The sequence below is a fragment of the Chromobacterium alkanivorans genome, from assembly GCF_016937655.1.
Lineage (GTDB): Bacteria > Pseudomonadota > Gammaproteobacteria > Burkholderiales > Chromobacteriaceae > Chromobacterium > Chromobacterium alkanivorans.
Genome location: NZ_JAFHKL010000008.1, coordinates 1 through 12,425 on the forward strand (window position 1 = coordinate 1; position 12,425 = coordinate 12,425).

Genomic DNA, 12,425 nt, shown 5'->3' on the forward strand with positions numbered 1-12,425 from the left:
TGCTGGCGCCGGCGCCGGAACAAAGAAGCCTCCCTGTGGGAGGCTTTGTCGCGTCTGGCGTTCTCCGGAGGCTCAGCGCTGCTTGGACGGAAAGCTGATGGTGAAGCTCGCGCCTTGGCCGGGCGCGCTGTCCAGCCGGATCTCGCCTTTCAAGATGGTGTGCACGATGTTGTGCACCATGGCCAGTCCCAGGCCCACGCCGCTTCGCCCCATTTGCGTGGTGAAGAAGGGGTCGAACACCTTGTCCTGCAGTTCCGGCGCAATGCCCTTGCCGTCGTCGGAGTAGCTCAGCAGCAACATCTCTTTCTGCGCTTGCAGCCGGATGCCGATGTGGCCGCGATCATGTCCGTCGAAGCCGTGGGCAAGGCTGTTGGCGATCAGATGGGACAGCAGCTGTTCCAAAGCCCCCGGATAATTCTCGATTTGCAGCTCAGGAGGCGCCTCCAGCGTCAGCCGGATGTCCGGATAGTGTTCCGGCGGCAGCAGCGCCTGGGTTAGCTGGGCGATGGTTTGAGCGGGCTTGAACGCGCGTTTGGGTTGGTTGAGCCGGTCGGAGGCGATCAGCTTGAAGCGGCCGATCAGATCGCCGGCCAGTTCGCTGTTTCTTTGCAGCAGTTCGCTGGTTTCGACCGCCTTGCGCAGGAAGTCTTGCAGATTGCCGCGCGAGAGTTGCTTGGCTTCGTCGGCGCGAATGATGGACTTGAGGTCCGCGTGCAATACCGAGGCGCTGAGCAGGATATTCCCTATCGGCGTGTTCAATTCGTGGGCCATGCCGGCGACCATGCGGGCGAGCGCGGTCTGCTTTTCCGCGATGCTGATTTGCTGCATGGCCTGCTTGAGTTCGGCGGTCCGCTTGGCGACGCGCTCTTCCAGGTGGCTGTTGAGCTGTTGCAGCTCGGATTCCGCCTGTTTGCGCAAGCTGATGTCGGAGTAGGTGCCTATCATGCGCGAAGGCCGTCCCTGTTCGTCGCGGCCCACCACCATGCCGCGGCTCAGCAGCCAGATCCAGCCGTCCCCGGCGCGGAAGCGATGTTCCGAGGTGAACGAGCCTTCCGGCCGCTGCCGGTAGCCGTTGATGCCGGCCTGCACCGCGGGCAGGTCGTCTGGGTGGATGCCGGTGTGCCAGAGCTGGAACGCGCCGCTGTCCCGCTCCTCCAGTCCCAGCAGTTGCCGGCAGCGGGCGGAGAGAAAGACCGCGTCGCCGGCGATGTCCCAGTCCCAGACGCCGTCGCCGGCGCCTTCCAGCGCGAAGTGCCAGCGCTCTTCGCTTTCGCGCAGGGCCTGCAGCGCTTTTTGCTCCCCGGCCCGCAGCGATTCGAACTCTCGTCTCACCCGCTCGGCTTCGTCCGCGCGAAGGATGGCGTCTTCCTGTTCCCTGGCCTTGTCGTGATAGACCTGATGCAGATCGCGTTCGACCATGGCGCGGAATTGGCTGAGCAATTGCTTGTGGGTGGGGCTGTAGGGATTTTCGGCGCTGTCGAGCACGCAGATGGTGCCGAAGATGTCTTGGTTCGGCCAGATCAAGGGCATGCCCAGATAGGAGATCATGCCCAGCTTGATGTCGGGATTGTGATCCCAGTCCGGGTCTTTCAAGGCGTTGGGCACCAGCAGCTCCCTGCGGCTGCTCATCACGGTCTCGCAATACAGGCCGGTGTCGAGGTCGGCCAATTCGTCTTCTTCGTAGGGGTTGCCCGGACTGTGGCTGGAGAGAAAGACTTTGATGCGGGGCGCCTGCTTTTGCATGATCAGCGCGGCGGGGATGTCGACGATTTTGGCCAGCAGATCCAGCACCTGCTGCCACTTTTCCGACAGTTCGTGGCTGATGCTCAGGTTTTGGGTGTCGATCTTGATGGCCGGCATCGGGGGCTCCATGTTTTGCTAAGCGCATTCATCTTTTTAGCATATGGGCCGATGCCGGCGGGGCGGGCTTTGAATCGTTTACAGCATCAGGTTGAGCATGCGGTCGATGCGCACGCGGCTCAGGCGGGTCAGCAGCTTTTTGATTTGCTCGGGGTAGGTGCGCACGTCTTCCAGTTCGCGGTAATGCAGCAACTGCCGGCTGTGGCGCAGAATGTTTTCCTGTTCCTGCTGGTTCTGATGCTTGAGTTCGGCCTTGGGGTCGCTGATCAGCAGCGCGTTTTCCATGTCCAGTCGGAAGGCGCGCGGATTGAGATTGTTGCCGGTCAGCAGCATGTGGCGCTGATCGCTGAACATGCCTTTGAGGTGGTAGGTGTTGTCGCCGTCTTTCCACTGATGCACGCGCAGCTGGCCGGTGCCGATGTAATGGCGTTGGCGCTTGGCGAAGCGGCGCAAGTTCATCTCGTAGAGATAAGGCAGCGCGCCGATGACGCGGAAGGGCTCGCTGGGCGGAATGTAGAAGTCGTTGGCGGTCTTGTCGCCGACGACGATGTCGATCTGCACGCCGCGGCGCAGCGCCTTGCTGATGGCGAGCACCACCGGCCGCGGGAAGTTGAAGTAGGGGGTGCAGATGAACAGCGAGCTGCGGGTGTTCGCAATCAGTTCCAGAATCACCCGGTTGAGCGCGTTGCCCTTGCCGATGCCGACGATGGGGCTGACCGCCAGCCCGTCTTCCGCGCCGGCCTGGTTTTCAATCCGGTAGTGGCTATGGCTGAGCTTGTCGCGGAAGGCGCGGATTTCCTTGCGTATGCTGCGAGTGGCCGGCGCGGGCTTGTCCAGTCGGAATACCGCGGGGTCGTTGAAGAACTGCTCGTGCATATAGTCGGCCATCGTGTCCGCCAGCGCCTGGTTGCGGATCAGGTGATAGCGGTCGAAACGGTATTTGTCCAACTTGTGCAGGTAGACGTTGTTGATGCTGGCGCCGCTGTACAGCACTTGGTCGTCAACGATCAGTCCTTTGAGATGCAGCACGCCGAACAGCTCGCGGGTTTGCACCGGGATGCCGTAGATGGGCACGTCAACGCTGTGCCGCAGCGCCTGGGCCCGATACCAGGCGGCGTTGCAGCTGTCCTGGCTTTCGCCGATGCGCCCGCGCTGGGCGCGATGCCAGTCCACCATGACGCGGATGTCCAGCTGCGGCTGGCGTTGCTTGGCGGCGAACAGCGCGTCCAGCACTTCCTGGCCGGCCTCGTCGTGCTCCAGATAGAGCGCGGCGATATAGATGCGGTGCCGGGCCAGCGCGATCGCCTCCAGCAGGCAAAGGCGGTAGTCGGCGGTCTGGTGCAGGGTGGTGATGGCGTCGGCTTGCATGCGCAGCTTGGGAAGCTGAGCCAGCAACGATCTTTTTAGCAGAAATGCCATGTAAGCGTTGGGTTTGACGTTTAATCGTGGAATCGTAGCATCGTTTTCGCCTCTTGGGGGAGTCCGCGCCTGCGCAATCCTTGCGCCAGCGCAGTTCCGGACGAAGTCAGGCCTTTGCGAGGCCGGCGATAGAGTCCATGGCAAGGCGGGGCGAAATGTGCAAAAATTCGTTCAACTAGATGAATTGCAGGTTTTCCAATGCTGGACCGGGACGGATACCGCCCCAATGTCGGAATCATCCTCATCAACGGCAAAAATGAGGTGTTCTGGGGCAAGCGTGTGCGAGAGCATTCCTGGCAGTTTCCGCAAGGCGGGATCAAGCCGGGGGAGAGTCCGGAAGCCGCGATGTATCGCGAGCTGCTGGAAGAGGTGGGTTTGCTGCCGCAACACGTGAAGATACTGGGACGCACCCGCGACTGGATGCGTTACGAGGTGCCGACCAACTGGGTGCGCCGGGAGTGGCGCGGCAGTTACAAGGGGCAGAAGCAGATTTGGTTTCTGCTGAAGCTGGTGGGGCGCGAGTGCGATGTATGCCTGCGCGCCAGCAGCCACCCCGAGTTCGACGGCTGGCGCTGGAACGAGTACTGGGCGCCGGTGGACGCGGTGATCGAGTTCAAGCGCGAGGTGTACGAGCGCGCGTTGGCCGAGCTGTCGCGTTTCCTGCGTGGAGTGGAAAGCCGGGAGGCCTATCTGGCCCGGCTTGGCCGCGCTCAGGAGCCGCATTGACGCGGCCGCCCTCGAAGCGACACGGCGGGCCTGGCCCGCTGTCTTTTTTTGCGCCGCGGCCGTTGCCGCGGCGTTTGGCGTAATTTGCTGAGCAACAAGATTCAAACATGACGCAACAATACGATGAGTCGTCGGTACGGGTGCTGAAAGGCTTGGAACCGGTCAAGGAACGGCCGGGGATGTATACCCGCACCACCGATCCCACCCATATCTGCCAGGAAGTGATAGACAACGCCGCGGACGAGGCCTTGGGCGGCTACGCGCGCAAGATCGCGGTGACGGTGCATCAGGACGGCTCCCTGTCGGTGGACGACGACGGTCGCGGCATTCCGGTGGGCCTGCATCCGCAGGAAGGCGTGCCGGTGGTGGAACTGGTGTTCACCCGCTTGCACGCCGGCGGCAAGTTCAACAAGAAGGACGGCGGCGCCTACGCCTTCTCCGGCGGCTTGCACGGCGTCGGCGTATCGGTGACCAATGCGCTGTCCACCCGGCTGGAGGTGGAGGTCAAGCGCGAGGGCGGCGTGCACCGCCTGGTGTTCTCCGGCGGCGACGTGATCGAGCCGCTGGCTCGGGTGGCGGACTGCGGCCCGCGCACCAGCGGCACCCGGGTTCGGGTGTGGCCGGACGGCAAGTATTTTGAAAGCCCGCGCTACTCCCTGCCGGAACTGGAGCGCCTGTTGCGCGCCAAGGCGGTGCTGCTGCCCGGCGTGGCGGTCACCCTGGTGGTGGAGCGCCCCAGCGGCGACGAGGTCAAGGTCTGGCAGTATCCGGAGGGCTTGAAGAGCTATCTGGCCGAACTGTGCAACGGCGACGAGCCGGTGGCGCCCTTGTTCGCCGGAGAGGCGTACATCGGCGACGATCACGAGCAGTTCGCCAAGGGCGAGGGCGCGCAGTGGGCGATGGCCTGGTTCGAGGACGGCGCGAGCGGCGAGAGCTACGTCAACCTGATCCCGACGCCGGTGGGCGGCACCCATGAAGCCGGCTTGCGCGCCGGCGTGTTCGACGCGGTGAAGAGCTTCATCGACCACCACAATCTGCTGCCGCGCGGCGTCAAGCTGATGGCGGAGGACGTGTGGAGCCGCGTGCGCTTCGTATTGTCCGCCCGCGTGCTGGACCCGCAGTTTCAGGGGCAGACCAAGGACAAGCTGACCAGCCGCGACGCCTTGAAGCTGATTTCCGGCTTGGCGCGCGATCCGGTGGAGCTGTGGCTGAACCAGAACGTGGAGTCCGGCAAGAAGATCGCCGAACTGGCCATCCGCCAGGCGCAGTCGCGCCTGAAGTCGGTAAAGAAGGTGGAAAAGAAAAAAGGCTCCGGCGTGGCGGTGCTGCCCGGCAAGCTGACCGATTGCGAGAGCGAGGACATCGAGCGCAACGAGCTGTTCCTGGTGGAGGGCGACTCCGCCGGCGGCTCCGCCAAGCTGGCGCGCGACAAGGAATACCAGGCCATCCTGCCCCTGCGCGGCAAGGTGCTCAACAGCTGGGAAACCGACAAGGACCAGCTATTCTCCAACGCCGAGATCCACGACATCTCGGTGGCCATCGGCGTGGATCCGCACGGCCCTAGCGATCATCCGGACTTGTCCGGCCAGCGCTACGGCAAGATCGCCATCCTGTCCGACGCCGACGTGGACGGCTCCCACATCCAGGTGCTGTTGCTGACGCTGTTCTTCCGCCATTTCCCGCGCTTGATCGAGAACGGCAACATCTACGTGGCCCAGCCGCCGCTGTTCCGCGTGGACGTGCCGGGCCAGGGCAAGCACCGTCCTCCGCGCAAGCTGTACGCGCTGGACGAAGGCGAGATGACCGCCATCCTGGACCGGTTGCGCAGCGAAGGCGTGCGCGAGAACGCCTGGAGCATTTCCCGCTTCAAGGGCCTGGGCGAGATGAACCCGGAGCAGTTGAAGGACACCACGATGAATCCGGACACTCGCCGGCTGTCGCAGGTGCGCGTGCGCGTCGGCGAACTGGAGCAGACGCTGTCCACCTTCGTCATGCTGATGGGCAAGGGCGAGGCGTCCAGCCGCCGCAGCTGGATGGAGGCCAACGGCAACGCGGTCGAAGCCGACATCTGAGCGCCTCGCTGCCGTTGAAAAACGAACGCCCCCGCGGGTTTGATCCGCGGGGGCGTTTGCATGTCCGGCTATAGTAAGGCTAGGCATCACAATAGGGGCGGCGGACATGGCCAAGCGATGGCGGGGACTGTTGGCGGGGTGGCTGGCCTTGCCCGCGCTGGCGGCCAGTTATCACTCCTCCAGTCAGGACATCGGTCCCTGGGGCGACGGGGCGAGCCAGGACGGCCTGGCGCCGCGTTTCATCCGTTTCGTGGCGCAGCAGGCGGGGCTGACGCTGAGCCAAGATGTCCGGCCCCTGCCGCGCGCGATCGAGGAGTTGAAGCGCGGGCACAACGCCTTGGCCCTGGTGACCGCCTCGCCGGAGCGCGCGCGCTTCGCCGTGGAGCTGTGCCGGCCGGTGTCTATCCGCATCTCGGTGCTCTACCATCGCCGCGGCCTGGTGTCGCCCGTTGACCTGTCGTGGTTCCGCCTGCGCAGCCTGGGCGTGTTGCGCGGCACCCATACCCTGGACGGTTTCATCGCCCAAAGCGGCGCGACGCCGGTGGAGGTGTCGGACATGCCGCAGGGCTTTCGCATGCTGCAAGCCGGCAGGCTGGACGCGATGATGTGCGTGCGCCCCGGTTGCGGGCACGCGTTGAGGCAGATGGGCGGCGGCCTGCCCAATCTGGCCGAGTATGCGCATGGCGACGAGCCGATGGCGCTCTACGTGTCCAAACGCAGCGAACTGGCGCGCGACGCCGTCATGCTGGGCAAATTGAAGGCCGCCTGCCTGTCCGCCGCCGGCAAGCGCGAAATGGCCGACTTGCTGGCGATTTACGATTGAGGCGGCGGGCTCACCAGACGCGCAGCGTCTGACCGGTCTGCACGCCGTCCACGCTGCGCACATAGGCCAGCGCCGCGCGCGCCGCCGGCACCGCCTCGAAGCCGGGGAAGAAGTCCCGGTATTGCTCCCAGGACTCCTGCAACACGTTGGGGCTGACCACATTGATGCGGCGGCCGTCGTTCAACTCCACCGCCGCGCCGCGCACAAAACCTTCCAGCGCCGAGTTCACCGCGCTGGCGTTGCTGCCGAAGCGGATGGGCTGCTCGCTGACGATGCCGCTGGTCAGCGTGATGGAGCCGCCGGCGTTCAGATAATGCTGACCGATCAGCGCCAATTCCACCTGGCCCATCAGCTTGTCCTTGAGGCCGACGCGGAATTGCTCGGCGCTCATTTCCGCCAGGGGGCCGAAGTGCAGCTTGCCGGCGGCGCTGACGATGGCGTCCACCTTGCCGACGCGTTCGAACAGCGCGCGGATGCTGTCGCCGTCGGTCAGGTCCACCAGCACATCGCCGCGGCGGCTGCCGGCCTTGATCACTTGATGATGGGACAGCGCCTGGCTGACGGCTTGGCCCAGCGTGCCGTGGGCGCCGACGATGAGGATTTTTTTCATGGGGAGTCTCCCTGGCAAGTACAAGATGCCCTCATTCTGCGCCGGTACGGCGGATGGATTAATCCGCTAAGATGAACAAGATTAAAAACCAGGGGTTATGAATGGCATGGATCGCCTATTGAGCATGGAGCTGTTCGTGGCGGTGGTGGAGCGCGGCAGCTTCACCGCGGCGGCGGAGGCGCACGGCTTGTCCCAGCCCATGGTGGGCAAGCATATCGCCAGCCTGGAGCGCCGGCTGGGCGGCAGGCTGCTGGCGCGCACCACGCGTCGTCAGCAACTGACCGAATTGGGCTCGCATTATTTCCAGCGCTGCCAGTCCATCCTGGCGGAAATCCGCGCGGCGGAAAGCGGGGCGGAGTTGATGAGCGGCGCGCCGCGCGGCGTGCTGCGCGTCAACGCCTCGGTGACCTTCGGCTCCTTGCGGCTGGCCGGCCTGCTGGCCGAGTTCATGCGGGCGTATCCGGACATCACCGTGGACCTGACCTTGTCCGACGACCTGGTCGACCTGGTGGCCGACGGCTACGACGCCGCCTTCCGCATCGGCCGGCTGCCGGATTCCGGCCTGGTGGCCCGGCCCTTGCAGCCTTACCGGATGATGGTGGCGGCGGCGCCGGCCTATCTGGCGCGAAAGGGCGTGCCGCGCGCGCCGGCGGAGCTGGCCGCGCATGATTGCCTGGGCTTCTCGCTGTGGCGCAAGGACGATGGTTGGGAACTGCTGGGCGCCGGCGAGTGGGCGCGCGCCAGCCGCTTCCAGTCCAATCACGGCCAGGCGCTGCGCATGGTGGCGCTGGCCGGCGGCGGCATCGTGCTGCAGGCCGAGGCGCTGCTGGGCGACGACGTGGCCGCCGGCCGGCTGGTGGAACTGCTGCCGGGCTGTTTGCCGTCGCCCAAGCCCATGCATTTGATTTATCTGCCGGATCGCCAGCCCCTGCCCAAGCTGCGAGTGTTCATAGACTTCATCGTGGAGCGCCTGGGCGCGCTGTGAGTTTTATTGACAGGGGCTGTCAGCGATTTTCGTTTGAGCTGCGGCGCGCATCGGCGTAGCGTGGACGCATCGATGATTTGGCGAGAGGAACGGGCATGGAGCCGGATTTGCGGGCGCCCAGCCGGCGCGATTTGTTCACCGGCTTTTTCGCTATCGGCCTGACCGGTTTCGGCGGCGTGTTGCCACAGGCGCACCGGATGATGGTGCTGCGCCGCCGCTGGCTGAGCGAGGCCGACTTCGCCGTGGTGCTGGGCCTGGGCCAAGTGCTGCCGGGGCCCAATATCGTCAATGTCGCGGTGGCGGTGGGTAGCCGCTTCCACGGCGCGAGCGGGGCCTTGGCCGCCGTCGCCGGCCTGTTGCTGGCGCCCATGGTCATCGTGCTGCTGCTAGCCTCCTTCTACGGCCATTACCGGCAACTGCCGCTGGTGCAGAACGTGCTGCACGGGCTGGCCTCCGCCGCCGCCGGCCTGATCGCGGCGATGGGACTGCGCTTGCTGGCGCGCATCGAGCGCAAGCCTTGGTGCGTCTTGGTGGCGGCGCTGACCTTCTGCGCGCTGGGCGTCTTGCAACTGCCCTTGCTGTGGTCGCTGGCGCTGTTGGCGCCCGTCGCCGTCGGGCTGGCCTGGCGCGACCGGCCTAAGGAGGGCGCATGATTCTGCTGACGCTGTTGTGGCAGTTCTCGCTGTTGTCGCTGGTGGCGGTGGGCGGCGCCAATGTGCTGATTCCCGAGTTGCAGCGGCTGGTGTTGGAACAGGGCTGGATGAGCGGGCGCGAGTTCGCCGCGCTGTTCGCCATCGCCCAGGCCGCGCCCGGCCCCAATGTGCTGGTGGTCAGCCTGATAGGCTGGCAGGTGGCCGGGGTGCCGGGCGCTCTGGTCAGCATGTTGGGGATTTGCGGCCCGTCTTCGGTGCTGAGCTTCTACGTGGCGCGCTGGTGGCAGCGTTACCAGCGGGCGCCGCTGACCCTGGCGCTCCAGCGCGGCCTGGCGCCGCTGACCATAGGCCTGGTGGCCGCCAGCGCCTGGCTGTTGAGCCTGGCGGCCAACGCCGACGCGGGGGCTTGGCTCTTGTGCGGCGCGGTGGCGCTGACCGCGTGGCGCAGCGCGCTCAACCCCTTGTGGTTATTGTCGGCCGGCGCTTTGCTGGGCGGTTTGGGCTTGCTCTAAGCAGAAGCCATAATGAACAGGGCTTTCTCGGGAGGGCGCGCGTTGACGCGAATCTTGATGCTGCTGTTGTGCGTTCTGGCCTTGCCGGCGCAGGGGCAAACCTTGTCGATCCGCTATGCGCTGGTGTCCGGGGAGCAGGACCCGCACCTGCCTTATATGCAGGCTTTGTTGCAGCTGGCCTGCAGCGAGGCCGGGCTCAGTTGCGAATTGAGCAGCGCGCTGGACATGAACCAGGGGCGGGCGCTGGAGCAGATGGCGCACGGCGACGCCGGCGTGGACCTGTTCTGGGGCATGAGCAGCCGCGAACGCGAACTCAAGGCGCTGCCGGTGCGCATTCCCTTGTACAAGGGCTTGATCGGCTGGCGCGTGCCGCTGGTGTCGCAAAAGCGCGGCCGCTTGTTCGAGAAGGTGTTCACGCTGGCGGATCTGAAGGCGCTGAGCGCCGGCCAGGGGCAGGATTGGCCGGATACGCAGATTCTGCGCGGCGCCGGCTTGCCGGTGGTGGCCAGCCCCTTGTATTTGCCGCTGTTCGCGATGCTGCGGCAGGGGCGCTTCGATTATTTCCCGCGCAGCGTGATCGAGGTGGGCCAGGAACTGGAGTCCGAGGCCGCCAAAGGCCTGACGCTGGACCCTTACATCGTGCTGCACTATCCGGCGGCCTTTTATTTCTTCGTGTCGCCGCGCCGGCCGGAGCTGGCCCGGGCGCTGACCCAGGGCCTGGAGGCCGCGATCAAGGACGGCAGCTTCGACAAGCTGTTCCTGCGCTTCAACGGCCCGCGCTTGCGCGCCTTGAACCTGGCGCGGCGGCGCATCATCGAACTGCCCAATCCCTTGCTGCCCAAGGATACGCCGCTGCAGCGCAAGGAGCTGTGGTTCTACCCGCGCTGAGGGTCAGGCGGCAGCAGGTCGGTGAACACGAAACCGTCCCGCTCCACCGTTTCGCCCACCGCGTGCGGCACCGGATGCAGGAACATCGGGCCGTCCCAAGCGAAGGAATGGAACTCGCCGTATTCGCCGCAGGGGTCGGCGTCCGGCGGCAAGGCGTCCAGCAAGTCCTGGCCGAATTCGCTGCCGGCCAGGCCGCGCGGCAGCTTGCGCGGGTCCAGGCAGGTCAGCCTGGCCTTGAGCCCGCTGCGCAGCATGGTCTGCGCCAACTCGGCGGTGGGCAGGCCCCACAGCGGGAACAGCGGCTCTATGCCGCTGCCGGCCAGGTTCCGCTCGCGGTAGGCGCGCACATCCTCCAGGAATAGATCGCCAAAGGCCATGTGGCTGACGCCGTCGGCGCGGCAGGCGCCGACGAAGTCCGCCATCCGGCCGGCGTAATCCTCGTTGCTGCAAGGGTAGGGGATGGCCACCTGGCGCAGCGGCAGCCCCAGCGCCGCGGCCTGCGCCTGCAGCAACTCCACCCGCACCGCGTGCATGGCCACGCGCTGGAAAGCCTGGTTGACGGTGGTGAACAGTCCGACGACTTCGACGTCGGGATCCCGGCGCAGCACATGCAGCGCCCAGGCGCTGTCCTTGCCGCTGCTCCAGGACAAGAGAACGGTTTTCTTCATGGCGCACAGCTTAGCCGCGCGGAGGCGCGCCGCCAAGCGGGGGGACTGAGCCGGGGGACTCGGGTATAATGACGCTCTATTTTTTCGCCTTTCAGGACTGATTGCCGCATGACCCAGCTCAAGAACGATACCTTCCTGCGCGCGCTGCTTGGCCAGCCCGTCGAATACACCCCGATCTGGATGATGCGCCAGGCCGGCCGCTATTTGCCGGAGTACCGCGCCACTCGCAGCCGGGCCGGCAGCTTCATGGGTTTGTGCACCAGTCCCGATTACGCCACCGAGGTGACGCTGCAGCCGTTGGAGCGTTTCCCGCTGGACGCCGCCATCCTGTTCTCCGACATCCTGACCGTGCCGGACGCCATGGGCCTGGGCCTGTACTTCGCCGAAGGCGAGGGCCCCAAGTTCGAGCGCCCGCTGCGCGACGAAGCCGCCGTCCGCGCGCTGACGGTGCCGGCGCTGGACAAGCTGAGCTATGTCTTCGACGCCGTGTCCAGCATCCGCAAGGCGCTGGACGGCCGCGTGCCGCTGATCGGCTTCTCCGGCAGCCCGTTCACCCTGGCCTGCTACATGATAGAAGGCGGCGGCTCCGACGACTTCCGCCACGTCAAAGCCATGCTCTACAGCCGGCCGGAACTGCTGCACCACATTCTGGACGTCAACGCCCGCACCGTGATCGACTACCTGAACGCCCAGATCGACGCCGGCGCGCAGGCGGTGCAGATCTTCGACACCTGGGGCGGCGCGCTGACCCAGGCGGCCTACCGCGAGTTCTCGCTGGCCTATATGCGCCAGATCGTCGCCGGCCTGAAGCGCGAGGCCGACGGCCGCCGCGTGCCGGTGATCGTGTTCACCAAGGGCGGCGGACAGTGGCTGGAGGAGATCGCCGCCATCGGCGCCGACTGCGTGGGCCTGGACTGGACCACGGACCTGGGCGCCGCGCGCGCGCGGGTGGGCGGCAAGGTGGCCTTGCAGGGCAACTTCGATCCCAACGCGCTGTTCGCCGAGCCGGCCGCCATCGAGCGCGAAGTGGCCCGCATCCTGGCCAGCTACGGCGCGGGCAGCGGCCATGTCTTCAATCTGGGCCACGGCATCTCGCAGCACGTCAAGCCGGAGCACGCCGGAGCCTTGGTGGAAGCGGTGCATCGCTTGTCCCGTCCTTATCACGCCCAGGGCTGAAAAGCCGGATTAAACGCCGTTGGCATGTTTTTG

The 12,425-nt window shown here is 65.7% G+C and carries 12 protein-coding genes; 8 read left to right on the top strand and 4 right to left on the bottom strand.

What is annotated here, in order from left to right:
• Positions 1–72 precede the first annotated feature (72 nt).
• Together JW897_RS14760 and pssA are read right to left on the bottom strand one after the other, a co-directional pair.
• Positions 73–1,860 (bottom strand): GAF domain-containing sensor histidine kinase, encoded by a 1,788-nt coding sequence (locus JW897_RS14760; RefSeq protein ID WP_048412439.1) that lies wholly within the window; start codon positions 1,858–1,860, stop codon positions 73–75.
• 78 nt (positions 1,861–1,938) lie between these two features.
• Positions 1,939–3,279: a CDP-diacylglycerol--serine O-phosphatidyltransferase gene (gene pssA / locus JW897_RS14765; RefSeq protein ID WP_205466772.1), complete on the bottom strand. Its 1,341-nt coding sequence runs from the start codon at positions 3,277–3,279 to the stop codon at positions 1,939–1,941.
• A gap of 198 nt (positions 3,280–3,477) precedes the next feature.
• On the opposite strand from pssA, the gene JW897_RS14770 reads away from it, so the two are divergent.
• From JW897_RS14770 to JW897_RS14780, 3 genes are all read left to right on the top strand, one after another.
• A complete protein-coding gene (locus JW897_RS14770; RefSeq protein ID WP_019103838.1) occupies positions 3,478–4,005 on the top strand; it encodes an RNA pyrophosphohydrolase in 528 nt (175 codons plus the stop codon).
• Positions 4,006–4,112: 107 nt separating this feature from the next.
• A complete protein-coding gene (gene parE / locus JW897_RS14775) occupies positions 4,113–6,077 on the top strand; it encodes a DNA topoisomerase IV subunit B (RefSeq protein WP_048412441.1) in 1,965 nt (654 codons plus the stop codon).
• Between the two features lie 106 nt (positions 6,078–6,183).
• Complete coding sequence (locus JW897_RS14780; RefSeq protein ID WP_205466773.1) at positions 6,184–6,900, top strand: substrate-binding periplasmic protein; 717 nt, start codon at positions 6,184–6,186, stop codon at positions 6,898–6,900.
• Between the two features lie 10 nt (positions 6,901–6,910).
• On the opposite strand, the gene JW897_RS14785 is transcribed toward JW897_RS14780, so the two are convergent.
• Positions 6,911–7,510 (bottom strand): short chain dehydrogenase, encoded by a 600-nt coding sequence (locus JW897_RS14785; protein WP_205466775.1) that lies wholly within the window; start codon positions 7,508–7,510, stop codon positions 6,911–6,913.
• Between the two features lie 106 nt (positions 7,511–7,616).
• Between JW897_RS14785 and JW897_RS14790 the strand changes: the two genes are divergently transcribed.
• The 4 genes from JW897_RS14790 (at position 7,617) to JW897_RS14805 (ending at position 10,548) form a co-directional block, all read left to right on the top strand.
• The gene (locus tag JW897_RS14790; RefSeq protein WP_205466776.1) at positions 7,617–8,495 is read left to right on the top strand and encodes a LysR family transcriptional regulator; all 879 of its coding nucleotides are present in this window, start codon (positions 7,617–7,619) and stop codon (positions 8,493–8,495) included.
• A 95-nt stretch (positions 8,496–8,590) separates the two neighbouring features.
• Positions 8,591–9,148, top strand: coding sequence for a chromate transporter (locus JW897_RS14795; protein ID WP_048412444.1), 558 nt, complete (start codon positions 8,591–8,593; stop codon positions 9,146–9,148).
• Positions 9,145–9,660 (top strand): chromate transporter, encoded by a 516-nt coding sequence (locus JW897_RS14800; protein WP_048412445.1) that lies wholly within the window; start codon positions 9,145–9,147, stop codon positions 9,658–9,660. The genes JW897_RS14795 and JW897_RS14800 overlap by 4 nt, the downstream gene beginning before the upstream one ends.
• 42 nt (positions 9,661–9,702) lie before the next feature.
• Entirely contained in the window at positions 9,703–10,548 is an 846-nt protein-coding gene (locus tag JW897_RS14805) for a substrate-binding periplasmic protein (RefSeq protein WP_205466778.1), read from the top strand.
• Here the strand turns inward: JW897_RS14805 and JW897_RS14810 are convergent.
• Positions 10,536–11,216, bottom strand: a complete 681-nt coding sequence (locus JW897_RS14810) for a Dph6-related ATP pyrophosphatase (RefSeq protein WP_048412592.1) — start codon at positions 11,214–11,216, stop codon at positions 10,536–10,538. The genes JW897_RS14805 and JW897_RS14810 overlap by 13 nt on opposite strands.
• Before the next feature lie 108 nt (positions 11,217–11,324).
• On the opposite strand from JW897_RS14810, the gene hemE reads away from it, so the two are divergent.
• On the top strand, positions 11,325–12,392 hold the full coding sequence (hemE, locus tag JW897_RS14815; RefSeq protein ID WP_048412447.1) for a uroporphyrinogen decarboxylase: 1,068 nt from the start codon (positions 11,325–11,327) through the stop codon (positions 12,390–12,392).
• Positions 12,393–12,425: the final 33 nt, after the last annotated feature.